The sequence below is a fragment of the Streptomyces sp. CRCS-T-1 genome, assembly GCF_024442335.1.
Lineage (GTDB): Bacteria > Actinomycetota > Actinomycetes > Streptomycetales > Streptomycetaceae > Streptomyces > Streptomyces koelreuteriae.
In genome coordinates this window covers 6,746,664-6,771,046 of sequence record NZ_CP101651.1, presented here as the reverse complement: position 1 = coordinate 6,771,046, position 24,383 = coordinate 6,746,664, and the positions used below count along the sequence as shown (strand labels likewise).

The following is a 24,383-nucleotide window of genomic DNA, read 5'->3' as shown; positions in this document are numbered from 1 at the left end:
GCCCCTGGCAGCGGGTGTTTCATGAGGGTATGACCCTGTTCATCGGCACGTCCGGGTGGCAGTACAAGGACTGGCGGGACGTCCTGTACCCGTCCGGGCTGCCGATGCGGCTCTGGCTGGAGGAGTACGCGGGGCACTTCGCGACCGTCGAGATCAACAACGCGTTCTACCGGCTGCCGGCGCGGGAGACCTTCGAGGACTGGCGGGGGCGAGTGCCCGGGGACTTCGTCGTGGCGGTCAAGGCGAGCCGCTATCTGACACACATCAAGCGGCTCAAGGACCCCGAGGAGCCGGTGCACCGCCTGATGAGCCACGCGGCGGGCCTGGGAAGCCGCCTCGGCCCGGTCCTCCTCCAGCTGCCGCCCAACCTGCGCGCCGACCCGGGCCTCCTGGACGCCTGCCTGGCCTGTTTCCCCGCCTCGACCCGGGTGGCGGTGGAGCCCCGCCATGACTCCTGGTGGACACCGGAGGTCCGCGCGGTCCTGCGGTCCCGGGGCGCCGCCCTGTGCTGGACCGACGTCCTGGCCCGTCCCGCGACACCGCTGTGGCGCACCACCGACTGGGGCTACGTCCGCTTCCACCAGGGCCGCGCCCACCCCTGGCCCCGCTACGGCCGGCGCTCCCTGGCCACCTGGCTCGACCGCGTCGCCACGACCTGGCCCGACGGCGAGGACGTCCACGCGTACTTCAACAACGACCCGGGCGGCGCGGCGGTGGAGGACGCGAGGGTGTTCGCACGGCTGGGGAGGTCGGCGGCCCTGGAGACCACCCGGACCCCGGGGCGCCTGACGCGGACCGGCTGAACAGGTACGTCGGCTGCGGCACCGTTGTGGCCAATCGCGCAGTTCCCCGCGCCCCCTAGGGCGACGCCCTCAAGGGGCGCGGGGAACTGCGCGAACAACCCCCACCGGCCCGCACCCGGAAGACAGCCCAACCCGACCATCAGCCCGACCAGCAGCCCCGACGCCCTACTCCCCGTAAGCCGCCCGCAGGGCATCCCGTACCGCCGCCAGTGCGTCGGCCTCCGTGAGCCCGAGCCTCCTCGCCCGCTCCACATAGGCCTGCGCCGCGGTCGCCAGTTCCCGATCCGCCGCCGAGCCGGCGGCAGCCACAAACGTGCCGTTACGCCCCCGCGTCTCGATCACGCCGTCCGCCTCCAGCGCCCGGTACGCCTTGGCGACCGTGTTCGCGGCGAGCCCCAGCGACTCGGCCAGCCCCCGCACCGTCGGCAGCCGATAGCCCACCGGCAGCGCTCCCGACCGGGCCTGCTCGGAGATCCGCGCCCGCACCTGCTCGTACGGCGGACCACTGTCATCGATGTCGATCTTCAAGGTCACAGGCCGATTGTCCCGTACCCGGCGGAAAATGAGAGGCAGCCGGGGTGCGCCCCCACGTAACGTCCGCCTCCATGACTGTGATCGTGCGCGACCTGCGTCCCGACGTCCGAGCCGATGCCGAGGGGTTCTCCCACACCCGTCGCCTCGCCCTTCCCTACATGCTGTCCACCCCCGAGTCGGTCGTGCACACCGTGACGCACGCCCACCCGAACGCCCACTTCGGCCAGCTCGTCGCCGAGGAGGACGGCGAGATCATCGGCACGGCCCAGATCAGCGTCGCCCACGACAGCCCGGAACCCGGCCAGGGCTCCGCCAACATCTACGTACGCCCCGACCGGACCCGCCGCGGCGCCGGTTCGCTGCTGCTGCGCACCGCCGAGGAGCGCTTGGCCGCACTGGGCGTCACCAAGCTGTTCGCCTGGGTGCTGGACGAGCCGGAGAACCGCGCCTTCGCCGAGCGCAACGGCTTCCGGGCCAGCCGCTCCGCGTACTTCCTGCGCCTGGACCTGACCGGCGCGCTGCCGCCCCGCCAGGACCCGCCGGCGGGCGTCGAGCTGCGCACGGCCGCCGACTTCGCGGACGACCCGCGCCCGGTGTTCGAACTGGACGCGGCGGCGTCCTCCGACGAACCGAGCGACATCGAGACCGAGTTCACGGACTACGACGCCTGGCTGGCGGAGACCTGGCAGCACCCCCTGCTGAACCGCGACCTGACCACGGTCGCCGTCGTCGACGGCCGGCCCGCCGCCTTCAGCGTGGCGTACACCGACGGCGGGGCCCGCTACGGCACGGCCATGACCGGGACGGCCCGGGAGTTCCGCGGCCGGGGTCTGGCCAAGCTCGCCAAGAACGACTCCCTGCACCGGGCCCGCGCCGCCGGCTGCACGGAGGCCTTCACGGGCAACGACACCGGCAACGAGCCGATGATCGCCATCAACAAGTGGTTCGGCTACGAGATCTGCGCGAAGGAAGTGCGCTATGTCCGTGAACTCGGCTGACCGGCCCGGCGAGGTGGACGTCGTGCTCGTCAAGGCGGGCCGTACGAAGATCCGTTACACGGGCGAGCTGCTGGCGGACGACGGCACGCGTGTCACGGTCCGCGCCCCGTGGGCGGGCAGCGGCGTACGCGACTTCGGGTTCGTCCGCTTCGAGCCCGGGGACGTCTTCACGGAGTACTACTGGCGTGACCGCTGGTACGCGGTGAAGGAGGTCCGCTCCGCCGCCGGCACGCTGAAGGGCTGGTACTGCGACATCACCCGCCCCGCCGTCCGGTCCGGCCCGGAGCTGGTGGTCGAGGACCTCGACCTGGACCTGTGGCGCTCCGCCGACGGCACGGACGTACGCCGCCTGGACGAGGACGAGTTCGCCGACAGCGGCCTCACCGAGTCGGACCCGGAGGCCGCGACGGCCGCCCTGTCCGCACTCGACGAACTGGAGACCCTGGCCCACGGCGCCGACTTCACCACACTCCTGACCTGAGCCCCCGCCGCCCCCGCTTCAGCCCGTCACCGCGACCACCGCGTACCGCTCATCGGCCACCTCCCCGCCCCACAGCAGCGGATCGTCCGAGAGCCGTTCCACGCGCACCTGCCCGGCGATCGGGTCGAGGAGCGCGGTGAGCCGCTCCGCCGGTATCCCGACCGGATCGGCCGTCCCCCACACGCCCTCGACCAGCACGAGCCGCCCTCCCGGCCGCAGCAGCCCGGCCCAGTGCCGCAGGGCGCGGCCGGGGTCGGGCAGGGCCCACAGGACATGCCGTACGAGAACGACGTCGAAGCGCCGCTCCCCGATCCGCGGGGCGGCGGCGTCACCGACGAGGAACACCGCGTCGCGCCCGGCCAGTTTCTCCCGGGCGAGCGTCACCATCGCCGGGGAAAGGTCCACGCCCGTCACCCGGTGTCCCTGCTCGGACGCGAGGAGCGACAGACTGCCGGTTCCGCAGCCGAGATCGAGGACATCGCCCGCGCGCCCGGGCAGCCAGCCGCGCAGCCGCCCGGACCAGGCGCGGCGCACCCCGGGGTCGCGCAGCCCGTGGTCCGGCTCCTCGTCGAAGGACGCGGCCCGCGCGTCCCAGTCCACGTCCGGACAGGGCGTATTCGCCGAGGTCATGGCCTCGCTGTCGTTCGTCATGGGCCCAAGAGTGACACCCGCCACTGACACTCGAATGGTGACAGCCGCCACAGACAGACCGGGAGCGATGAGGAACTCTCCCCCGAAAGGTCTACCTCCGTGAGAACGCGGAACCCGGTAGCCCCCAAGGAGGCAGCCATGCGCCGTGTGACCGTGCAGAAGCCCCTGAAGAAGTCGGACGTCCGCAAGGTCCGCGAGGAGACCGACGAGTGCCCCGGCGGGCGCCCGGAGGTCCGCAAGGACGTCGCACGCACGTGGTGGCCGGAGAGCTGACCGGCCGGTGCCGGTCATGAGACGCGTTCAGAGCAGCCGCTTGCGGTAGTGGACGCGGTCGTAGGGCCCGTCCACTCTGCGCTCCACGAGTTCGTAGCCGTACCTCGGGTAGATCTTCTGGTTCTCCCACATCATCGCGTTCGTGTAGAGCCTGATCTCGGGCAGGCCCAGCGCACGCGCGTGTGCGTCGACGAAGCGGAGCAGCCGCCGCCCCACTCCCCTGCCGTGCGCGGTGGGGTGGACGGCGATGGTGTCGAGGAAGAGATGGTCCTCGAAGGCCTCGATCACGACGAGGCCGGTCACGGGCTCGCCCGTCACGAACACCTTCCCCGCGGCCACGTTCGCCGCGTGGTCCTCCTCCATGGGCTGCGGCACCCGGCCGATGCGCTCGATGTAGGGGCGGAAGGCCGCGTCGATCACGCCCTCGACGGCCGGTACGTCGGCGGCTCCGGCCGGCCGGATCTCCTCGTCTGCCATGCCGCGACGGTACCTACCTGATGCCAGTCTGAGCACTCCCTTAACGCGGCCATAAGGATCTCCTCCACCCGTGCCCAGCAGGCGATTTCACGGTTCTCTGGGGCTAGCTTCGGATCACCCCACGGGATCCGGCCCCACTCGGGCCGACCCTGCCCCATGAACCGTTTCGAGGAGTTCCCGCATGTCCGCACGCCGCGCCGCAGCCACCGTCGTCGCCCTCGGCGGCCTTCCGCTCGCCCTGACGGCACTGACCGCCACGCCGGCGGCCGCGCACGGCTCCATGGGCGACCCGGTCAGCCGAGTCTCGCAGTGCTACGCCGAGGGCCCCGAGAGCCCGAAGTCGGCCGCGTGCAAGGCGGCCGTCGCGGCGGGCGGCACCCAGGCCCTCTACGACTGGAACGGCATCCGCATCGGCGAGGCGGGCGGACGGCATCAGCAGCTCATCCCGGACGGCAAGCTCTGCAGCGCGAACAACGCGCAGTTCAAGGGGCTCGACCTGCCCCGCGCCGACTGGCCCGCGACCTCCGTACGCCGCGGCTCGCACACCTTCAAGTACCGCGTGACGGCGCCCCACAAGGGCACCTTCAAGGTGTACCTCACCAAGTCCGGCTACAACCCGGCCAAGCCGCTGGCCTGGAAGGACCTGGATCTGAAGAACCCGGTGGCGACCTCCACCGACCCGGCCGCCAAGGGCGGTTTCTACACCTTCTCCGGCACCCTGCCCCAGCGTTCGGGCAGACACCTGCTGTACGCGGTCTGGCAGCGCTCGGACAGCCCGGAGGCGTTCTACTCCTGCTCGGACGTCACCTTCGGCGGCGGCGGTGACACCGGGAAGGGCGGCACCGCCCCGGCCCCGACCGCCTCGGCTCCCACCAAGAAGCAGATCGAGGACGGCAGCGACAAGTCGACCGTCGAGAACCACGGCCACGGCGACCACGACGCCAAGACGTCGGCGAAGCCGGCCGCCGCTCCGGAGAACACCCCGGACAACGTCAAGGACACCGCCGCGGACGAGACCCCGGCCAAGGCCCCGACCCAGGCTCAGAACCGCCCGAAGGCGGCCGGTGCCTCCGAGAACCTCGCCGAGACCGGCGGCGACACCAGCACGACGTACCTCGCGATCGGCGGCGCCGCCGCGCTGGCGCTCGGCTCGTCGGCCCTGTTCCTCACCACCCGGCGCCGGGCGGCGAGCGGCGGACGCCACGGTCGCTGACCAGCGTCAGCCCCTCTGACTCGGGGCCTGTCCGGCGGCTCAGGCCGGACAGGCCCCGAAACGTTTCCCCTACACGTGTCAGCAGACACGTGTCAGCGGTAACCGCGTCAGCGTTACACGTGTCATTCGAACGCCGAAGCACAGGTGGTGGGCCGAGCCCGCCCCGGATCCAGCGCGTTGGCCACCTCGTGGAAGGCGATCCGGTCGAACAGCCCGATGGCCACATGCTCGGACAGATCCAGCGGGCACAGATCCTGGAGCAGGACGTTGCGCACGTCCGGCCCGCTCAGGTACTGGCTGCGCCACGGCGTGACCACCTCGTCGTACTTGGTGGCGATGACGGTGTAGCTCACGCCGGGCACGGTGTCGCCGCCGGCGTTCAGCCGCTTGAGGAAGTCGGAGCCGGCGACCTGGTCGGCGAGGGCGGGGGTGTTCTTCGCCAACAGGTCCGCCGCGCCCGGGAAGTAGGGCAGCAGGTTGGTGAAACCGTTCAGGGTGGTGCCGTGGTTGGAGGGCGCGATGCCGACCAGGGCGTTCACCTTGGCGGCTCCGCCGAGGAAGCGCAGGTACCAGCGGGGCATCATGCCGCCCTGCGAGTGTCCGACGACGTCGGTCTCGGCGGCGCCGGTCGCGGCGAGCACCTTGTCGACGAACTCCTTGAGCTGTCCGGCGGACTTCTCGACGGGGCCGAGGCCGTGGAAGAAGGGGACGCCCTCGAGCCGGCCGTAGTCGAGGGAGAAGACGCAGTAGCCGCGGACCTTCAGATAGGGGGCGAGGCCCAGCCAGTTGTCGACGGAGTTCCCGAGGGTGCCGTGGACCAGGACGACGGGACGGGGATGGGCGGCGGAGGGCTTGCAGGAGTAGTCGTTCCAGCCGGCGCTGGGGGCGGCGGCGGCTTGGGCGGTGGTGGCGGGGACGGTGACGGCCGCGGCGGTCAGCAGCAGCGCGGCCAGGGGTCTGAGCACTCGTTTCCAGGGCAGCATCGAGTGATCTCCTTGCGGGTCAAGGGAAGTGCGACGGCACGACGCCTGTGATCCGGATCACGAGGATGCTGTTCACTCGTCAAGTTACGAGCGAGTAGCCAACCTGGGAAGTTACGCGTCAGTAAAAACTTCCGGCGGCAACCGGCACCGACCGCCCCACCCCTGCCATCGCCCTCACCAGGCGGGCCGCACGGGTCCCTGCGGCGCGATCCGCAGCAACTGCTCCCGCAGCACCCGCGCTTCCCCCTCCCCCAGCACCGCGCCCCACTCCCGCACCGCCTCCGCGGCCGCCTCCTCGGCCGCCCGCGTACAGGCCCACCCGCGCTCGGTCAGCACGACCAGCCGCGCCCGCGCGTCCCCGGGATGCGCCCGCCGCTCGGCGTACCCCTTGCGCACCATCTCGTCGACGAGCTGGCTGGCGGCCTGCTTGGTCACCCCGAGATGGACGGCGAGGTCGGTGGCCGTCGCACCGTCCGGAGCGAGCCGGGCGAAGGCGAAGCCGTGCGCGGGCCGCAGCCCCTCGAAGCCGCGCGCGACCACGCCCTCGTGGATGCGGTGCGTGAGCTCGCCGGCAGCGGCGAGCAGGGCGGCGGAGAGGGCCATGGCCTCGGAGTTCTGCACGCGTGCATTGAAACACCCTTGACGTGACAGTCAAGCAGCTTGACCATATAGTCAAGTTACTTGACGATCTCACCTCACCCAACCAGTCGACCGGAGGCAGCCATGCCCGTCATCCGCTCCTCGGAAGCCGTCACGCACGAGATCCACGGCGTCCGTTTCGTCTCGTACGCCACACCCCTGAGCGGGAGCGAGGAGTTGTGCGCCTGGCGCGGTGAGATCCCGCCCGGCCTCAAGGCCCCCGCGCACACGGTCAGCCGGGAGGAGATCTTCCATCTGCTCGACGGCGAGCTGCTGATCACCCTCGACGGCCGCACCGACCGGGTCACCGCGGGCGACACGGTGATCGTCAACCCCGGCGCCACCCTGACCGTCGAGAACCCGACCGGCCGGACCGCGTACTCCTGGGTCACCACCTCCATCGGCCTGGAGGCAGAGCTGGCCGACGGCACCCGCATCGCACCACCGTGGGCCAACTGACGTCATGCGGAGGGATTCACGCCGCCAGTCCCCCCAGCCCCCCGGGCATCACCGCCCGCGGCCCGAACTTCGCTCGCGCGCGGTCGGCGACCTCCTCGATACGGCGGACCCGCTCGTCCACGGGGTCGAAGGTGAGCTGGTAGGAGGCCTGGTCGGCGGGGTCGAGCCCCTCGGCGCGCAGGACGATCGCGCGTACCCGGGCGCGCTGCAGCCCGAGCGCCTCGTACATGCCGTACGCGGTCCTGGTCAGCGCCGGTGAGTGCGCGGTCGGTTCGGTCAGGGTGCGGCTGCGGGTGGTGGCCGACCGGTCGGCGTAGCGCACGGTGAGGGTGAGTGTGCGGCAGACCTTGTCCAGGGCGCGCAGCCGGGCGCCGATCTCCTCGGCGGCGGACAGCAGGGCCCGGCGGTGCCGGTCCGGGTCCAGTTCGTCGCGCTCGAAGGGGCGTTCCGTGGCGAGCGAGCGGGAGACGGCGTTCGGGACGACCCGGCCGCGGTCGACGCCGTTCGCCTTCTCACGCAGCTCGCGGCCGGCCTTGGCGCCGATCAGCCGCTGGAGCGTGGACAGCGGTGCGGCGGCGACCAGGCCGAGGGTGTCGAGGCCGTAGTCGCCCAGCGTACGGGCGGTTCTGGTGCCGATGCCGGGCAGCGCGGCGACGGGCTTGTCCGCGAGGAACTCCGCGATGGCGTCCCGCTCCTCGGGCACCGCGGACGTCACCCCGGGCACGGCGTCGCCCAGCGCGACCCGGGCCAGCATCGGCCCGGGCCCGGCGCCGATCACGCAGTCGACGCCGTACAGCGCGAGCGAGCGCACCCGGATCACCGAGGCCAGTTGGACGGCGTCCCGCCCGAAGTACCGCTCGGCGCCCCGCAGGTCGGCCAGCGCCCCGTCCGGTGGCAGAGCCTGGACGACGGGGGTGAACTCCTCGAGCATCCCGAGCAGTCGGGGCAGATCGGCCTCGCGCGTCGGAGGCAGCTGGAAACGTACGCAGAGGATGGTCATCCCGCACTCCCCGGACTCTGGTGCCACAACTTCCGTCCCACCGCGGGCCCTTCGCCCGCGGGACGCAGATCGGCCCAGGGGTGCATCTCGTACCCCGTGGGCATGCGGATCTTCCGCTGGTCCGTCGGCTCCTGGTCAGCGGAGTCCGCCGGTCCGGGCGCTCCCTCACCGCCATCACCGGAATCACTGGCGTCGGCCAGCCGGGCCGCGACTCCCTCCAGCCCTTCCTCCCGGCGCACCTCCAGCAGTTCCGCGAGGTTCCAGGCGGCGGCGCCCACCACGCTGAGGCTGCGCGGGCCGCGCCGCTGCACCACCCCGCGCACCAGCAGCAGCCAGGAGTGGAAGACGGTGTGGGCGCAGGCGTCGTGGGAGTCGTCGAAGAAGGCGAGGTCGACCAGGCCGGTGCCGTCGTCCAGGGTGGAGAAGATGACCCGCTTGCCGGACCGGATCGGCGGCGTCTGGGTGGCCGCCTTGGCGCCCGCGACCAGCACCGTCTCCCCGTGCCGTGCCTCGCGCAGCCGCCGTGCCGAGACCACGCCCAGCTCGTCGAGGAACGCCCGGTGATCGTCCATCAGGTTCCGTGAGGCGTCCATGGACAGCACGCCCAGTTCGGCGCTGAGCCGCTCCGAGGAGGTGAGGTCGGGCAGCCCGGCCGGGGCGGTCTTCCGCCCTCCGGCCATCGGGAGCTGGCCACCGCCCGCGCCCCGCGCGCCCCGGTGCAGCTCGGTCAGATGCAGTTGCAGATCACGGCGGTTGGCGCCGAACGCGTCCAGCGCCCCCACCTGTGCGAGCCGCTGGGCCAGCGGACGGCTGGGCCGGCCGCGCTCCCAGAAGTCGACCAGCGAGGCGTACGGCTGCCCCTCGGCGATCCGCGCCGCCTCGGCCTCGCTGATGCCGTGCACATCGGAGAGAGCGAGCCGCAGCCCCCAATTACCGGACACCAGTTCGATACGGTGTGCGATCCCCGACGCGTTCACATCCAGCGGCAACACCGGCACGCCCCGCCGCCGCGCGTCGGCCAGCAGCAGCCGCTTGGGATACATCCCGGGGTCGTGCGTCAGCAGCCCGGCATAGAAGGCGGCCGGATGATGCGTTTTCAGCCATGCCGACTGGTACGTCGGCACGGCGAAGGCGACCGCGTGCGCCTTGCAGAAGCCGTACGACCCGAAGGCCTCGATGATCTCCCAGGTCCGCTGAATCGTTTCCGCGTCATAGCCGTTCGCCGCCGTGTGCTGCGCGAACCACACCTTGATCCGCCCCTGCGACTCCGGATCCGACAACCCCCGCCGCACCCGGTCCGCCTCACCGCGCCCGCACCCGGTCATGATGTCGACGATGTCGATGATCTGCTCATGGAAGACGACGACCCCGTACGTCTCCTTCAGCGGACCCTCCAGATCCGGATGCGGATAACGGATCGGCGCCCGCCCGTGCCGTGCCTCGATGAACGGCCGCACCATGTCGGCGGCGACCGGCCCGGGCCGGAACAGCGAGATGTCGACGACGAGATCGTGGAAGGTGGCCGGCTGGAGCCGCCCGACCAGGTCCCGCTGGCCCGGCGACTCGATCTGGAAGCATCCGAGCGTCTCGGCGGACCGCACCAGCCGGTACGTCTCCGGGTCACCCGGCGCCAGGGCGTCCAGATCGACCCGGACACCCGACACCCGCCCCACTTCCGCCACCGCGTGCGCCATCGCCGACTGCATCCGCACCCCCAGCACATCCAGCTTCAGCAGCCCGAGGTCCTCGACGTCGTCCTTGTCGAACTGCGACATCGGAAAGCCCTCGCCGCTGGTCGGCATGACCGGCGTACGCGCGAGCAGGGAGGCGTCCGACAGCAGCACCCCGCACGGGTGCATGGCCACCCCGCGCGGCAGGGCGTCCAGCCCCTCGACCAGTTCCCACAGCCTCCCGTACTTCTCCTTCTCCCCGGCCAGCGCGCGCAGCTCGGGCAGTTCCTCAAGGGCCGCACGGGCGTCCCGCGCCCGGATGTGGGGGAAGGACTTGGCGACCCGGTCGATCTCGGCCGGATCCATGGACAGGGCGGCCCCCACGTCCCGGATGGCGTGCCGCACGCGATACGTCTCCGGCATCGCGACCGTCGCGACCCGCTCGGTGCCGAACCGGCCGATGATCGCGCGGTAGACCTCCAGCCGGCGCGCGGACTCCACGTCGATGTCGATGTCGGGCAGCACGACCCGCTCCTTCGACAGGAACCGCTCCATCAGCAGCCGGTGCTCGATCGGATCGGCGTGCGCGATCCCGAGCAGATGGTTGACGAGCGACCCCGCACCGGACCCCCGGGCGGCCACCCGGACCCCCATCCCCCGCACATCGTCGACCACCTGGGCGACGGTCAGGAAGTAGGAGGCGAAGCCGTGATGGGCGATGATGTCCAGCTCATGGTGCATCCGCTCCCAGTACTCCCGCCGCCGGTCGTACCCGCGCAGCACCATCCCCGCCACCGCCCGCGAGGCCAGCGTCCGCTGGGCGGTACGCCGCCCGGCGCCGACCAGATGCGGCTCGGGGAAGTGGACGGTGCCGATCCCGAGGTCGTCCTCGGGGTCGACCAGGCACTCGGCGGCCGCGGCCTCGGTCCGCTCCACCAGCCGGTGAGCGGTGTCCCGCCGGAACCCCGCGGCCTCCACGATCCGCTCCGCCGCCCCGAACATGGCCCCCGCCCCCTTGAGCCAGGCCTCGCCGGAGTCCAGTTCCTTGGTCGGGTCGATGGGCACCAGCCGCCGGGCGGAGTCCAGGACGTCGGCGACCGGCCCCAGCCCCGGGTCGGCGTACCGTACGGCGTTGCCGAGCACGGGCCGGACACGCTGCTCGGCGGCGAACCCGACGGTGCGGGCGGCCAGCCGCAGGGACCCCGGACCCGTACCTTTTCGGCCATGCCAGACGGCCTCCAGCCGTAGATCGTCGCCGTAGACCTCCCGCCAGGGCACGAGCAGCCGCGCCGCACGGTCGGGACGCCCCGCGGCCAGGGCGCGCCCGACATCCGACTCGGGCCCGAGCAGCACGGTCAGCCCCTCGGCCCGATGGTGCTCCCAGGGCAGCAGAGGCGTGGGCCCCTCCCCCGCGTGCGCCGCCGAGACGAGCCGGCACAGCTCGGCCCACCCCCGGGCGCCGTCCCTGGCGAGAAAGATCACGCGAGGAGCCGACTCGTCGACGAAGGCCCCGCCCCGCACCGGAGTCCGACGCCGCCCCCGCCGGTCCCCGGTCTCCGGAGCCTGGGGGCCCGCCACCGCCAGATCCGCCCCGAACACCGGACGGACCCCTTCCTTCGCACAGGCCTTGGCGAACCGGACGGCACCGGCGAGCGTGTCGCGGTCGGTGAGAGCCAGGGCGTCCATGCCCCGCTCGGAGGCACGCTCGGCCAGCCGCTCCGGATGCGAGGCTCCATAGCGCGACGAGAATCCGGAGACGGTGTGCAGATGCGTGAACCCCGGCACACGCACCTCCCGCACTCGTGAGCCGTACCAGCTCTCGAACATCTGTTCCCAGCTACCTCACCCCCACCATAGACCAATTTTCGAATGTGTGTGCGACATCCGTTCGGCCCCGCCCCACCTGCGGAAACACCCGGCCGCACCCGACCGTGGAGGCATGCCGCAGAGCTCGTTCCTCAGCGAGGTGAAGGACGCCGTCACGCCCCGGGCCACCCTGCTCATCCTCGGCGTGATCGCCCTCCAGCTGCTCTTCATCGCCTCGTACGTGGGGGCACTGCACGACCCGAGACTCAAGGACGTGCCCTTCGGGGTGGTCGCCCCCCAGGCCGCCTCCGCACAAGCGGTGACCCGACTGGAACGACTGCCCGGCTCCCCGCTGGACCCGCGCGCACTGCCCGACGCGGCCTCGGCCCGGGACCAGATCAGGAACCGGGACATCGACGCCGCCCTGATCATCGATCCGGGCGGCACCGACACCCTCCTCGTGGCCTCCGGCGGCGGCAGGGTTCTCGCCAGTACCCTGACGACTTTCGTCACCACGCTGGAGAAATCGGAGAACCGCAGATTCCGCACGGTCGACGTCATCCCGTCCGCCGCCCACGACCCCAACGGGCTCTCGTCCTTCTACCTGGTGGTCGGCTGGTGCGTGGGCGGCTATCTGGGCGCCGCGGCCCTGGCCATCAGCGCGGGTGCGAAACCGTCCAACCTCGAGCGCGCCGCGATCCGCCTGGCGGTGATGGCCCTGGTCGCGATCGTCGGCGGCCTGGGCGGAGCCCTCATCGCCGGCCCGATCCTGGACGCCCTCCCCGGCAGCACGGCGGCCCTCTGGGGCCTGGGCGCTCTGATCATCTTCGCCGTGGGCGCGGCCACCCTCGCCCTCCAGGGCATCTTCGGCACGATCGGTATCGGCCTGGTGATCCTGCTGGTGGTGATCCTCGGCAACCCGAGCGCCGGCGGCGCCCTCCCGCCGCCCCTGCTCCCGCCCTTCTGGAAGGCGATCGGCCCGGCACTGCCGCCGGGAGCGGGCACCTGGGCGACCCGTTCGATCGCCTACTTCGAGAACAACGCCATGACCACAGCGCTGCTGGTGCTGGCGGCCTGGGCCGTGGCGGGAGCGGCCCTCACCCTGGTAGCCGCCGCGCTGCGAAAACGAGCGGACACAACGCCCCCGGCGCAAACGCCGTAGAGCGCACACAAAAGCCCCGCCCCTCACACAAGGGGCGGGACTTCGCGAAGCTGTGCGTGTCAGCCGATCTCGGTACCGGTCGCCGACAGCGCCTCGGTCACCGGCTGGAAGAACGTCTCCCCGCCGGAGGTGCAGTCACCGCTGCCGCCGGAGGTGAGACCGACCGCCTTGTCGCTCGAGAAGAGCGCGCCGCCGCTGTCACCGGGCTCGGCGCAGACGTCGGTCTGGATCAGACCGTTCACGATGTCGCCGTTGCCGTAGTTCACGGTGGCGTCCAGCCCCGTGACCTTCCCCTCGTGCACCTGGGTCGTCGACCCGCTGCGGGTGACCGCCATGCCGACGGTCGCGTCGGCGGCGCCCGAGATCTTCTGGGTGGAGCCGTTGTAGAGGTTCACCTCGCTCGGGTGATCCACCTCGGCGGTGTACTTGACCAGGCCGTAGTCGTTGTCCGGGAAGCTGGAGTCCGCGTTGGTGCCGATCTCCTTGCCGCTGGAGTCCGACCAGGTGGAGATGCCCTCGGTGCAGTGCCCGGCGGTCAGGAAGTGGGGCTCGCCGCCCTTGACGACGTTGAAGCCGAGCGAGCAGCGGCCGCTGCCACCGGTGATCGCGTCGCCACCGGCGATGAAGGGCTTGTACTCCCCCTTCGACCTCTTCAGCTCGGCCTTCGCCCCGAGCCCGTCGACGACCTTCGTCAGCGTCGCCCACTCGGCCTTGGAGACCGTACGGTCGGCGGTCACGACGACCTTGTTCGTGGTCGGGTCGGTCACCCAGGCGGTGCCGGGGATCGTCGCGTCCGCCTTCAGCGTGCCGCGGGCGCTCTTCAGCTCGGCGAGGGAGTTCGCCACGACTCTCGCCTTGGCGCCGGCCTTCTCGACGGCCTTGGCCGCGGCCTCGTCGAGCACGTTCACCACGAGGTTCTTGCTCTTCGTGTCGTAGTACGTACCCGCCGAGTCGGCGCCCAGGTCCTTGGCCAGCGTCGAGGCGAGCTTTCCGGCCGCGGAGACCGACAGCGTCTCGGGCTCGGAGGCCTTCACGGGCTCACTGGCGTTCGCAGACTGGAAGGTCACTCCGGCGGCGACCAGTGCGGCGACACCCGCACCTGCCAGGGCTGCGCGCCGCTTGGGTATGCGTCGGTGCTTCAACTCACGTCCTCCTGTGGGGGGTCGACCCGGGAGGTTGTGGGGACCTCGCGGGCCGGAAGGCCTTGTTGACGAGCGCCCACTATTCCGAGGACAACGGGGAGCACACAAGGTCGAGTTCAGGACGCGCGTAGATTACGGGCCCCACGCCCCCACATTTTGACCGCGCACGGTCAAATCGGACCCAATTCGCACGCGCTTCACACGCGTTCACACTGCAAACATTACGCGCGAGTAATGTGTGCGCACTCTGTGAGGTCTGGCCATGGCTGAAAATCGCCCAACCAACCGACCCCAATCAGCATCCGAGGGGCGGATATTGATGCACCTTTCCTCTGTACTCACCCTGAACCATGACAAGAAGCCACAAACTCTCCACCCACACAGAAGAGCCCCCGCACGCGATGCGTGCGGGGGCTCGAAACGCTGTCTGCTGCTGCCCGGTAGGGCCTAGTACACGCTCACCCCGTAGGCGCTCAGGGCCTCCGTGACGGGCTGGAAGAACGTCGTGCCGCCGGAGGAGCAGTTGCCGCTGCCGCCGGAGGTCAGACCGTACGCGGTGCCGTTGCTGCCGTAGAGCGAGCCGCCGGAGTCGCCGGGCTCGGCGCAGACGGTGGTCTGGATCAGGCCGGAGACGATGTCGCCGCCGCCGTAGTTGACGGTGGCGTTGAGGGCGGTGACCCGGCCGCTGTGCGTACCGGTCGTGGAGCCGTCGCGGATGACGGTGGTGCCCACGCTCGGGGTGGCCGCGCGCGTGATGTCCACGCCGTTCGCGGTACCGGGCCGCGCGACGGACCCGCTGTAGCGCACCAGGCCGTAGTCGTTGCCCGGGAAGCTGGAGCCGGCGGTCGAGCCGATGACCGTGGTGCGCCCGGAGTTGGAGTACCAGGTGCCCGCGCCGTCGGTGCAGTGGCCGGCGGTCAGGAAGAACTGCTGACCGCTGCTGTTCTGGACGTTGAAGCCGAGGGAGCAGCGCCAGCTACTCGCATAGATGGCGTCGCCGCCTTGGATGAGCTTGTTGAACTGGCCGGGGGTGCGCTTGATCGTGAGCGCGTCGGCGTTGGCGCCGGCCTGCTGCTTGATCTTCGCGATCTCGGCCTGGGTGACCGTGCTGTCGACGGTGACGAGCACACGGTCGGTCTTGCTGTCGACGGCCCAGGCGGTGCCCGGGATGTCGGCCTTCAGGATCGAGCCGCTCGCGCTCTTGAGCTCGGCGGCGCTGAAGGTGGTGGGGGTGTCGGACGCGTTCGCGCTGGGGATCGCGATCGCTGCGGCGGCGACGAGGCCGGTGGAAACGGCGATCAGCCGGGTCCGTCTCGAGATGCCGCTGCGGGGGGTGGTGCGCTTGATCCTCACTTTTCGTTCCTCCACAGGGGAAGTAGGGGGCCCTCGTGGGGTCTCGGGCCCGTGAGGCGCAGCCTGGGACCGCGCGTCCGGTTCCCGAACACGCCGTGCCCCTGACAAGCGCTGTGGGGGAGTATTCGGCCGAACGGCCGGTAGGCGCAAGGGTGCCTTTCGGCCGTCAACCTTTGAACGACCTTTGCAACGCGCGCCCCCACCACACCTCAAGCGCCGCCCAGCCACGCCTCACGCCGGCGCTCGGTCCAAGTTCCGTACGCCCTCCGCGCGCCGGTCAGCAGGGCCGCTTCGCCGAGTCCCGCCGATGCCGGTGCCGGTGTTGGTGCCTCAGCAGTTGCAGCCGCAGTCGCAGCCGTCGCAGCCGCAGTTGTCACAGCAGTTGCCGCAACAGTCGCAGCAGCTGCAGCAGTCCCCGCATCCGCTGCAGTCGCAGTTGGCGCACTGCCCTTCCTTGCGCTCGCCGGTCCACGGGTCCTGGTACGTGCCGCAGCACATCTGACACGTACAGGCGAGCCCGAGCCACACCGCGCACCCGGCGAGCAGCCCGCGCCGGTTGTCGCGCGGCGGCTGTGGCGGCGGGGCGCCGGGACCGCCCGGGGCGCCGGTGCCGGGCGGCGCATACGGACCGGCCGCCTCGGGACCTGCGGTGTGAGCGCAGCGGGCCGTACCGAAGGCGCGGTCGACGGAGGTGCGCAGCTCGTGCACGAGGAGCCGGTGGACCAGCCGGCCGTCGCTGAACTCCGCCTCCCGCAGCGCCAGCCGGACGCCGTGCACCGCGTCGTCGGCGAGCCGCCGGGCCTCCACGAGGGAGGTACCGGTCGCGGTGATCGGGTTCCAGGCGCCTGACGCGGCGTCAGCGTGCCGGTCCTCCACGGCGTCCAGCAGATGGGCGAGGCGCCCGAAGTGGCGTCCGGCCTCGGCGAGCGGCCCGGCGTTGTACGGCCGGCCGGCGAGGACCGCGGTGTGCGCGAAAGCGGCGGCGGTCGCGGTCTCGGTGGGTTCGGTCACCGTCAGGATCGGCGTCCCGGGCCCGGCGAGCGCCTCGATGCCGCCCTGCCGGTCCACGGCGTCGACCAGGACGGCCGTGTCGAACCCGACGGCGGAGCCGGTCCGTGCTCCGGCCCGGTCCCAGCCCTTCGCGACCCGGCGCGCGGCGCGCGCCACCGGCGCACGGGCCAGCAGCCCGTCACCGTCGGCGACATGGTCGCGCACCTTCGCGGAGGCGAGCACCAGCGACACGGCCGCCGCGAGCCGCGCCCCCTCACCGTGCGCGACGGACGCGGTGCGCATCCCGCGCAGCGGACACGGACCCGCCGTACGCCGCCCCATATCCCTCGACCCGCCGGTCACAGGGCGTGTCTGAGCCTCCGTCAATACGGAGACGAGAAGCCCGTCATAGTTCGTCACGATGCGCGCGAACTGGCCGTGATCCCCGCGCAGCGCGAGACACAGGCCGCACAAATGCGCCATCCACTGAGCGGTGAGGCTCTCCCCGAGGCGATGCCGACAGGGCCTGACCATTCCGAACACGACGTCCCCCGCGTTCCGTACGACGTTTGAGCGCCCGCATATTATCGGCCAACCCGTTCACCCGTACGCACTGCCCATCACCCAAACGCCGTGAAGAATCATATTTCACTCACAGTCAGCAGTCGTTTACGGCAAGGCCCTTGGGAAACACGGACTCTCGACGGAATCGCTGTGCACCAGTACCGTCACAAACCCCCCGTGCGGCGTCTATCCACTTGGCGCGCCATCCGCATCATGGACGACCATAGGGATGCGGAAAGCAGAAAGACCGCTGTGAGAGGAGGCGTCCATGGGATCGGTACGCAAGGCAAGTGCCTGGCTTGGCCTCGTCGACGACAACGAAGACGAGCGTTACTACGACGACGACTACTCCGACGGGACCGAGTCCGGGGAGGCCTGGGTCACCGATCCGCGTGTCAAGGTGGCCTCGGACGTCGCCGAGGAGAGAGGCCGTCGCATCGGCACGGTGACGCCGGACAGCTTCCGGGACGCCCGCGCGATCGGCGAGCTGTTCCGCGAGGGCGTCCCGGTCATCATGAATCTCACGGCCATGGACGCCGCCGACGCCAAGCGCGTGGTCGACTTCGCGGCCGGGCTGATCTTCGGGCTGCGGGGTTCGATCGAGCGGGTGTCGACCCGTGTGTTCCTGCTGACCCCCGCCAACACGGAGATCGTGAACGGCGACCCGGCCGGGCACCGCACGGACGGCTTCTTCAACCAGAGCTGAGGCAGGGCCGCTCACCGGCCCTGCCCCCCCCTCGGGGTTCACCGGACGGCGTCTAGCGGAAGGCGTCGAGTCCGGTGAGCGCCTTGCCCAGCACGAGCTGGTGCATCTCGACGGTGCCCTCGTAGGTGAGCACCGACTCGAGGTTGGTCGCGTGCCGCATCACGGGGTATTCGAGCGAGATCCCGTTGGCGCCGAGAATGGTGCGGGCCGTGCGGCAGATCTCGATCGCTTCTCGTACGTTGTTGAGCTTGCCGAAGCTGACCTGTTCGGGGCGCAGGCGGCCGGCGTCCATACGCCGCCCCAGATGATGGGCGAGCAGAATCCCCTTGTGCAGTTCGACCGCCATGTCGGCGAGTTTGGCCTGGGTGAGCTGGAAGCCGCCGATGGGCCGCCCGAACTGCTCCCGCGACTTCGCGTAGTCGACGGCGGCCTCGAAGGAACTGCGGGCCGCGCCCATGGCGCCCCAGACGATTCCGTACCGGGCGTGGGACAGACAGCTGAGCGGCCCGCGCAGGCCGGTGCCCTCCGGGAGTACGGCGTCGGCGGGCAGACGTACGTCGTCCAGGACGAGTTCGCTGGTCACCGAGGCGCGCAGGGACCACTTGTGCTTGATCTCCGGCGCGGAGAACCCGCTGCTGCCGGTCGGTACGACGAACCCTCGGATGCCGTCCTCGGTCTGCGCCCAGACGACGGCGACACCGGCGACCGAGCCGTTGGTGATCCACATCTTGCGGCCGTTGAGCACCCAGTCGGAGCCGTCGCGCTTGGCGTACGTCCGCATGGAGGCGGGGTCGGAGCCGTGGTCGGGCTCGGTGAGCCCGAAGCAGCCGATGACCTCGCCGGAGGCCATACGGGGCAGCCATTCCCGCTTCTGCTCCTCGCTCCCGAAGCGGTGGATGGCGTACATGGCGAGGGAGCCCTGCACGGAGACGAGGGACCTGATGCCGGAGTCGGCGGCCTCCAGCTCCAGACAGGCGAGCCCGTACTGCACGGCGGAGGCGCCGGCGCACCCGTACCCGCTCAGCGACATCCCGAGCGCCCCGAGCCCCCCGAGCTCCCTCGCCAGCTCCCGGATCTCCGGCAGCTCCCCCTTCTCGTACCAGTCGGCCACATACGGCAGCACCCGATCCGCGGCCCAGGCCCTGACCGTGTCCCTGATCCCGAGGTCCTCGGCATCCAGCAGGTCGTCGAGGCCGAGGGGGTCGCCGGGGTCGAAGGGGGGCAGCTTGGACGACACGGACATGACGACACCCTCCGAGACTCTTTAACTAGCACCGCTAACCACGACGCTACGACGCCTGCCCACCCCCGCACCACCCGTAGCTCCCAACTGAGTGGCCAAGGTCGCCGACCGGGGCAGAGCCCCATCGGCGCCTGCGGGCCCCTCGCACATGACGTCGAGCACCCCTGCGGGCTCCACCGAGGGCACCGGCATGGCTTCCACGCGCGCACGGCGAGTCCTTCGCCTCGGGCGCAGCCCAAGGAGGATCGGCTCCCCGATCCCCGCTCCTCGCTCCCCGCTCCCCGCTCCCCACGAGCCGGGGCCCAGCCCTGCCACCACCCACCTCCGCAAGCTGCCGACGCCGCCCCACCCCCACAGGCGGCCCGGACCTCCAGTCGGGAGTTACGGGCGGTGCGTGGGTGGGCGAGTCACACCGAGACGCGGGACTCCGCGGCGTCCCTGGGTGCGGGTACCTCCACCGCACCGCCCGCCTCCTCCTCGCACTGCATCGCCCGCGGCAACCGCAGCGCCATCGCCGCCCCGAGCAGCAACAGCCCCGCGCTCACCAGCAACGTCACATGCAGCCCGTGCACGAACGCGTCCCGGGCGGCATGCCGCAGCGCGGCCCCGGCCGACCCGCCCAGCCGCGCGGCGACCTCGTAGGCCTCCCCCAGCGAATGCCCCGCCGAGGAGGACGCCGACTCCGGCACCCCCGACACACCGGACAGTCCAGGCGCGTACGCCGCGTTCATCACGCTGCCGAGCAGCGCGATCCCGATGCCGGCCCCGAGCTGGTAGGACGTCTCCCCGATCGCCGCCGCCCCACCGGCCTGTTCCTGCGGCGCCTCGCTCAGCATCGACTCGTACGCCCCGAACAGCGTCGTCTCCAGCCCGAAGCCGAGCAGCACGAACGCGGTCAGCATCAGCGCGCACTGGTCCGTACGCCCCAGCGCCGTCAGCAGCAGCACCGCGAACGCCGTGACACAGAACCCGACGCTCACCATCCGCCGCGGCCCGAAGCGCCGCAGCATCCGCGCCCCGGCCAGCCCGGCCGCCATCGCCGCGAACGTCAGCGGCAGCAGCCGCAACCCCGTCTCCAGCGGCGACAGCCCGAGCACGAGCTGCAGATACTGCGCCGCGATCAGCTCCAGACCGACCAGCGCGAGCATCGCCAGCACGATGCAGCCGACGGACGTGCTGAACGCCGGCCGCGCGAACATCTTGAGGTCGACCAGCGGATACGTCCGCCGCCGCTGCCGCCGTACGAAGCCCACCAGGAGCGCGGCCCCGAGGACCAGCGGCAGCACGGTGAACATGCTCCACACCGGCTCCCCGCCCCCGAGCCGCTTGACGCCCAGCACCATGCCGAACAGCCCGGCCGCCGCCATCAGGGCGCCGATGACGTCCCAGGGGCCGGTGCCGTCGCCCTTCGACTCGGGCAGCAGCAGCCGCCCCACCGGAAGACTGACCAGCATCAAAGGAATGTTGACGAGGAAGACCGAACCCCACCAGAAGTGCTCCAGCAGGAAGCCGCCGAGCAGCGGCCCGACCGCCGCGCCCACCGCGGCCACGGCGCTCCAGATGCCGATCGCGAGCGCCCGCTCGCGCCGGTCCGGGAAGACCTGGCGCAGGATCGACAGGGTCGCGGGCATGATCATCGCGCCGCCCACGCCGAGCAGCGCCCGCGCCACGATCAGCACCTGGGCGTTGTCCGCCAGGGCCGCCATACCGGAGGCCACGCCGAACAGCGCGTACCCGAGGAGCAGGACCCTTCGGCGTCCGACGCGGTCGCCCAGCGTGCCGAAGAGGATCAGCAGCGAGGCGCAGACGAGCGGGTAGACATCGACGATCCAGAGCAGCTCGATCCCGCCGGGCCTCAGGTCCTCCGTGACGGCGGGAACCGCCACGTGCAGCACGGTGGCGTCGACGGCGACCAGCAGCAGGCTGACGCAGAGGACGACGAGAACCACCCAGCGGTTGGCACCGGCCCCGGCCGCCCGACGGCGCAGCGCAGCGGCAGCCGTGGTCGTCCCGGACATGTACGTACCTCCCAGATGTTCCCTCGCGATCGGCGGGCTCACGGGGTGGGGGACGCCCCCGCGACTCGGCCGGAGAGGAGCGGTGGTGGTGGTCTCCGGCCCGCGCAAACGAAAAGCGAGTGACACGTCAGAGTACGCGAGTCCCCGCCGGAGCCCAGTGGCGGACCTCTCACAGTTCCGGCGGAACGATGTGGCGTACGCCACTCCGTCGCCACTTCTCCGCCACTCCTCCGCCGCCCCCTACTGCCGCCCCCTCTGCCTCCACCACGCCCCGCCCGGCCGCCCGGTTCCGCCCCGGGTCGATAATCGGGCCCGTGACCGATCTCGAGACGCGCGCGGCCCCGCCATCCCGCGCCGGGGCGCTGCGCCGGGCGGCCCCGGCGCTCCTGGGGTACGCGGCCGTACGCGCCCTGGGCCTCGTCGCCCTGGCCGTGTGGAGCGCTGCCCGCGACAAGGACGCGTACACACTGCTGACCGCTCGCTGGGACGCGCTCTGGTACACCAGGGTCGCCGAGCTCGGCTACGGCTACGAGGTGCGCCTGGCCAACGGGGACGTGCACTCCAATCTGGCGTTCTTCCCGCTGCTGCCCTGGCTGGAGCGGCTGGTGACGGCGGTGTCCCCGCTGTCCCCCGCGGACGGGGGTTTCCTCGTCAGTCTGGTCGCCTCCCTCGCCGCGGCCTGGGGAATCTTCGCGGTGGCCGACCATGTGTACGGCCGCCGGGCCGGGGTGTGCGCGGTGCTGCTGTGGGCCGTCCTCCCGGTCGGGATCGTGCAGTCGATGGCGTACAGCGAGTCCCTGTTCACGGCGCTCGCCGCGTGGGCGCTGTACGCGGTCCTGACCGGCCGGCTCCCTGTGGCGGGCGTGCTGGCGCTGCTGGCGGGGCTGACCCGTCCGGTGGGGATGGCGGTGGTGGCGGCGGTGTGGGTGGCGGCCATCGCCTCTTTCGTGCGGGACCGACGCGCGAACGAGCCGGACGGCGCGCACATCACGCCAAGCGCCCCCGCCTCCGCCCTCACCTCTTCGTCCGCCTCCCCGTCCGCGTCCCCTTCCGTCGTCGCCTCCGCCTCGGCCGACGCCTCCCGTGTCCTCGGCATGCTGCTGGCCCCCCTCGGCACCGCCGGCTACGTCCTGTGGGTCGGCCACCACACCGGCAAGGGGCCGCTCGGCTATCTCGAGGTGCAGGCGGGGTGGCGCAACGGCTTCGACGGCGGTTACGCCTTCGCCCGGTTCGTCGCCGAGAAGTTCACGTCGTTCCCCTCGGCCCTGGCCGGCGTCGGGCTGATCGCCGGGGTCGTGTCAGTCGTCTGGCTGTATCTGGTCGGGGTACGTCAGCGCCAGCCGCTCCCGCTGCTGGTCTACACCGGGGTCGTCACCGCGCTCGCGCTGTGCGCGTCGAGCTACTTCGGCTCGAAACCGCGCCTGCTGGTGCCCGCGTTCCCGCTGCTCCTGCCCCTCGCGCTGGCCCTCGCCCGGCTGCGTACGCGCAGGTCAACGGTGGTGCTCGGGTCGGTGGCGGTAGCCTCCGCGGTGTACGGCGCGTTCTGGCTGAACGGCTCCGGTCCGCCCTGACCCGCTGTGAGCGCCGGGGTAATTCCGCACCATGCTCCGGTGAACGAATTCAAAAGCGCAATAAAACCCCCATCCGGAATGATCAAAGGAATTGAAGGCCGCAGCGGCCGACGATTGCAGATTCGGTGGAAATAAACGTCCTGCTGAGAGGAATCCCACATCACATCGTCATCACAAAGCCGTTGATTCGCCCGGGATCAGAGCTCACTCGCTGTAACGTCGATTGGGTGCGTACCGAACCGAAGCTCACCCGTCTGGACCGGGTGTTCGCCCGGCTGGATCGTGAGCCGGAACGACCCGCCCACATCGATGTGCCGAAGATGAGCAGGCACCGCATCGTGCTGTTCGCGGCCACCGCCGCGTTCTACGGCGCGATCGTGTGGGCCGTGGTGATCACGTCCTGGCTGGTCCGGCTCGACTGGCAGGTCATGTTCTTCCGGCCGTACCAGCAGTGGTCGGAGATCCACTGGTTCGTCGACTACTACGTGGTGCTCGGCCAGCGCGGCCCGACCGCGGTGATGGTCGCGGCCTGGCTGGGCTGGCGCTCGTGGCGGCAGCACACCCTGCGTCCGATGCTCGCCCTCGGCGTCTCGCTGCTGCTGCTGAACATCACGGTCGGCGCCGCCAAGTACGGCATGGGCCGCCTCGGACCGCACTACGCGACCATAATCGGCTCGAACGAGATGTGGCGCGGCGGCGATATATTTCCGAGCGGTCACACCGCCAACGCCGTGGTGACCTGGGGAATCCTGGCCTACCTCGCCTCCACCCCGAGAGCGCGCCGCTGGCTGTCCGCCGTCTCCGCCGTGACCTCGCTCGGCGTCGGGATGGCCACCGTCTATCTCGGTACGCACTGGCTGAGCGATGTGCTCCTCGGCTGGGTCGCGGGTCTGCTGATCCTGCTCGCCCTGCCGTGGTTCGAGCCGCTGATCGCCCGTGCCGAGGCCCGGATCTTCGACCTGCGCGACCGCTGGCGGTCCGGCCGCGACGGTACGGCCGCCGTCCCGGTCAGCGCGCCGCCCGTGGTGGTCACGCCGCTGCCCGCCGACCGGGAGGACGTCGCGGCCCGCTCGCCCCGGGCCCCGGCCTACCTGGCCCCGGGGCCGCACACGGCCCGCTCGGAGCGCACCCCGGTCACCCCGGCCGGCAGCCGCCGCCCTCCGCACCCGGAGCGGCACCCGCGCGGCTCGACCTCCTCGGCCCACCCCTGACAGACGCGCGAAGGCCCCGGTTCCACTGCGGAACCGGGGCCTTCGCGCGTGTCCTCAGCCCTTCCAGGCCCGCGCCACCCGGCCGCCCTTCACCTCGAAGTTCAGCCGTCCCACGCGGTACTCCATCGTGATGATCGCCCCCGGCGGCAGGGTGCGCACCGTCGGCCAGCCACGCTCACGCGCGAGGTGTTCGGCCCGGTCGGCCGCCAGGCCGACATAGGTGTCCGGGCTGTCGTCGGGTTCCGCGGAAGGTGTCGGAATGGGTGCCATGCCGCCACGCTACCCCCGGTGGCTGTCCGGCCCCGGTCACACTTCTGTCACAAGATCACGACAGCCGTTTCCCGCGATGTCCGTCACACGGAAGAGCGGTTCTGTAGGCCTTCCGTAGGCCTTCCGCAGGCATTCGATCGTAATTCCCGCGTGTCACATGAGCTCC

Annotated in this window: 23 protein-coding genes; 10 read left to right on the top strand and 13 right to left on the bottom strand. The window is 71.3% G+C overall.

Going from position 1 to position 24,383, the window contains the following annotated elements:
- Window positions 1-29: 29 nt before the first annotated feature.
- Window positions 30-803, top strand: coding sequence for a DUF72 domain-containing protein (locus tag NNW99_RS30675; protein ID WP_215122411.1), 774 nt, complete (start codon window positions 30-32; stop codon window positions 801-803).
- A gap of 165 nt (window positions 804-968) precedes the next feature.
- On the opposite strand, the gene NNW99_RS30670 is transcribed toward NNW99_RS30675, so the two are convergent.
- Window positions 969-1,337: a GntR family transcriptional regulator gene (locus tag NNW99_RS30670; RefSeq protein WP_215122410.1), complete on the bottom strand. Its 369-nt coding sequence runs from the start codon at window positions 1,335-1,337 to the stop codon at window positions 969-971.
- A 71-nt stretch (window positions 1,338-1,408) separates the two neighbouring features.
- Here NNW99_RS30670 and NNW99_RS30665 point away from each other — a divergent pair, with 71 nt between their 5' ends.
- Together NNW99_RS30665 and NNW99_RS30660 are read left to right on the top strand one after the other, a co-directional pair.
- On the top strand, window positions 1,409-2,335 hold the full coding sequence (locus NNW99_RS30665; protein ID WP_215122409.1) for a GNAT family N-acetyltransferase: 927 nt from the start codon (window positions 1,409-1,411) through the stop codon (window positions 2,333-2,335).
- A complete protein-coding gene (locus NNW99_RS30660) occupies window positions 2,316-2,816 on the top strand; it encodes a DUF402 domain-containing protein (protein WP_215122408.1) in 501 nt (166 codons plus the stop codon). Before NNW99_RS30665 ends, NNW99_RS30660 begins: the two co-directional genes overlap by 20 nt.
- An 18-nt stretch (window positions 2,817-2,834) precedes the next feature.
- On the opposite strand, the gene NNW99_RS30655 is transcribed toward NNW99_RS30660, so the two are convergent.
- Window positions 2,835-3,467: a bifunctional 2-polyprenyl-6-hydroxyphenol methylase/3-demethylubiquinol 3-O-methyltransferase UbiG gene (locus NNW99_RS30655; protein ID WP_215122407.1), complete on the bottom strand. Its 633-nt coding sequence runs from the start codon at window positions 3,465-3,467 to the stop codon at window positions 2,835-2,837.
- 138 nt (window positions 3,468-3,605) lie between these two features.
- On the opposite strand from NNW99_RS30655, the gene NNW99_RS30650 reads away from it, so the two are divergent.
- Window positions 3,606-3,740 (top strand): hypothetical protein, encoded by a 135-nt coding sequence (locus NNW99_RS30650; RefSeq protein ID WP_255961308.1) that lies wholly within the window; start codon window positions 3,606-3,608, stop codon window positions 3,738-3,740.
- Window positions 3,741-3,767: 27 nt separating this feature from the next.
- Here the strand turns inward: NNW99_RS30650 and NNW99_RS30645 are convergent, their stop codons facing one another.
- Window positions 3,768-4,217, bottom strand: a complete 450-nt coding sequence (locus NNW99_RS30645; protein ID WP_215122406.1) for a GNAT family N-acetyltransferase — start codon at window positions 4,215-4,217, stop codon at window positions 3,768-3,770.
- A gap of 181 nt (window positions 4,218-4,398) precedes the next feature.
- Between NNW99_RS30645 and NNW99_RS30640 the strand changes: the two genes are divergently transcribed.
- The gene (locus NNW99_RS30640) at window positions 4,399-5,430 is read left to right on the top strand and encodes a lytic polysaccharide monooxygenase (protein ID WP_215122405.1); all 1,032 of its coding nucleotides are present in this window, start codon (window positions 4,399-4,401) and stop codon (window positions 5,428-5,430) included.
- A gap of 122 nt (window positions 5,431-5,552) precedes the next feature.
- Here the strand turns inward: NNW99_RS30640 and NNW99_RS30635 are convergent, their stop codons facing one another.
- Both NNW99_RS30635 and NNW99_RS30630 read right to left on the bottom strand, forming a co-directional pair.
- On the bottom strand, window positions 5,553-6,413 hold the full coding sequence (locus NNW99_RS30635) for a triacylglycerol lipase (protein WP_215122404.1): 861 nt from the start codon (window positions 6,411-6,413) through the stop codon (window positions 5,553-5,555).
- 174 nt (window positions 6,414-6,587) lie between these two features.
- Complete coding sequence (locus NNW99_RS30630) at window positions 6,588-7,034, bottom strand: MarR family winged helix-turn-helix transcriptional regulator (protein WP_215122403.1); 447 nt, start codon at window positions 7,032-7,034, stop codon at window positions 6,588-6,590.
- Between the two features lie 102 nt (window positions 7,035-7,136).
- Between NNW99_RS30630 and NNW99_RS30625 the strand changes: the two genes are divergently transcribed.
- Window positions 7,137-7,511 (top strand): cupin domain-containing protein, encoded by a 375-nt coding sequence (locus tag NNW99_RS30625; protein ID WP_215122402.1) that lies wholly within the window; start codon window positions 7,137-7,139, stop codon window positions 7,509-7,511.
- A 16-nt stretch (window positions 7,512-7,527) separates the two neighbouring features.
- Here NNW99_RS30625 and NNW99_RS30620 read toward each other — a convergent pair whose 3' ends face one another.
- Both NNW99_RS30620 and NNW99_RS30615 read right to left on the bottom strand, forming a co-directional pair.
- Complete coding sequence (locus NNW99_RS30620; RefSeq protein WP_215122401.1) at window positions 7,528-8,511, bottom strand: hypothetical protein; 984 nt, start codon at window positions 8,509-8,511, stop codon at window positions 7,528-7,530.
- Entirely contained in the window at window positions 8,508-11,966 is a 3,459-nt protein-coding gene (locus tag NNW99_RS30615; RefSeq protein WP_215124515.1) for a DNA polymerase III subunit alpha, read from the bottom strand. The genes NNW99_RS30620 and NNW99_RS30615 overlap by 4 nt, the downstream gene beginning before the upstream one ends.
- 154 nt (window positions 11,967-12,120) lie before the next feature.
- On the opposite strand from NNW99_RS30615, the gene NNW99_RS30610 reads away from it, so the two are divergent.
- Entirely contained in the window at window positions 12,121-13,149 is a 1,029-nt protein-coding gene (locus tag NNW99_RS30610) for a DUF3533 domain-containing protein (RefSeq protein ID WP_215122400.1), read from the top strand.
- 59 nt (window positions 13,150-13,208) lie between these two features.
- Here the strand turns inward: NNW99_RS30610 and NNW99_RS30605 are convergent, their stop codons facing one another.
- From NNW99_RS30605 to NNW99_RS30595, 3 genes are all read right to left on the bottom strand, one after another.
- Window positions 13,209-14,291, bottom strand: coding sequence for a S1 family peptidase (locus NNW99_RS30605; RefSeq protein ID WP_215122399.1), 1,083 nt, complete (start codon window positions 14,289-14,291; stop codon window positions 13,209-13,211).
- Window positions 14,292-14,738: 447 nt separating this feature from the next.
- Window positions 14,739-15,644: a S1 family peptidase gene (locus NNW99_RS30600; RefSeq protein ID WP_215122398.1), complete on the bottom strand. Its 906-nt coding sequence runs from the start codon at window positions 15,642-15,644 to the stop codon at window positions 14,739-14,741.
- A 330-nt stretch (window positions 15,645-15,974) separates the two neighbouring features.
- On the bottom strand, window positions 15,975-17,177 hold the full coding sequence (locus NNW99_RS30595; RefSeq protein ID WP_215122397.1) for a DUF5685 family protein: 1,203 nt from the start codon (window positions 17,175-17,177) through the stop codon (window positions 15,975-15,977).
- Window positions 17,178-17,466: 289 nt separating this feature from the next.
- On the opposite strand from NNW99_RS30595, the gene NNW99_RS30590 reads away from it, so the two are divergent.
- Window positions 17,467-17,904: a cell division protein SepF gene (locus tag NNW99_RS30590; RefSeq protein ID WP_184597617.1), complete on the top strand. Its 438-nt coding sequence runs from the start codon at window positions 17,467-17,469 to the stop codon at window positions 17,902-17,904.
- A gap of 52 nt (window positions 17,905-17,956) precedes the next feature.
- Here NNW99_RS30590 and NNW99_RS30585 read toward each other — a convergent pair whose 3' ends face one another.
- Both NNW99_RS30585 and NNW99_RS30580 read right to left on the bottom strand, forming a co-directional pair.
- Window positions 17,957-19,147 carry an acyl-CoA dehydrogenase family protein gene (locus NNW99_RS30585; RefSeq protein ID WP_215122396.1) on the bottom strand — a complete coding sequence of 397 codons (1,191 nt, stop codon included), beginning with the start codon at window positions 19,145-19,147 and terminating at the stop codon, window positions 17,957-17,959.
- A gap of 407 nt (window positions 19,148-19,554) precedes the next feature.
- On the bottom strand, window positions 19,555-21,165 hold the full coding sequence (locus NNW99_RS30580) for an MFS transporter (RefSeq protein WP_215122395.1): 1,611 nt from the start codon (window positions 21,163-21,165) through the stop codon (window positions 19,555-19,557).
- Between the two features lie 314 nt (window positions 21,166-21,479).
- Between NNW99_RS30580 and NNW99_RS30575 the strand changes: the two genes are divergently transcribed.
- A complete protein-coding gene (locus NNW99_RS30575) occupies window positions 21,480-22,736 on the top strand; it encodes a glycosyltransferase family 39 protein (protein ID WP_215122394.1) in 1,257 nt (418 codons plus the stop codon).
- Between the two features lie 227 nt (window positions 22,737-22,963).
- Window positions 22,964-23,947, top strand: a complete 984-nt coding sequence (locus tag NNW99_RS30570) for a phosphatase PAP2 family protein (RefSeq protein ID WP_215122393.1) — start codon at window positions 22,964-22,966, stop codon at window positions 23,945-23,947.
- A gap of 54 nt (window positions 23,948-24,001) precedes the next feature.
- On the opposite strand, the gene NNW99_RS30565 is transcribed toward NNW99_RS30570, so the two are convergent.
- Window positions 24,002-24,217 carry an I78 family peptidase inhibitor gene (locus NNW99_RS30565; RefSeq protein ID WP_215122392.1) on the bottom strand — a complete coding sequence of 72 codons (216 nt, stop codon included), beginning with the start codon at window positions 24,215-24,217 and terminating at the stop codon, window positions 24,002-24,004.
- Window positions 24,218-24,383 lie beyond the last annotated feature (166 nt).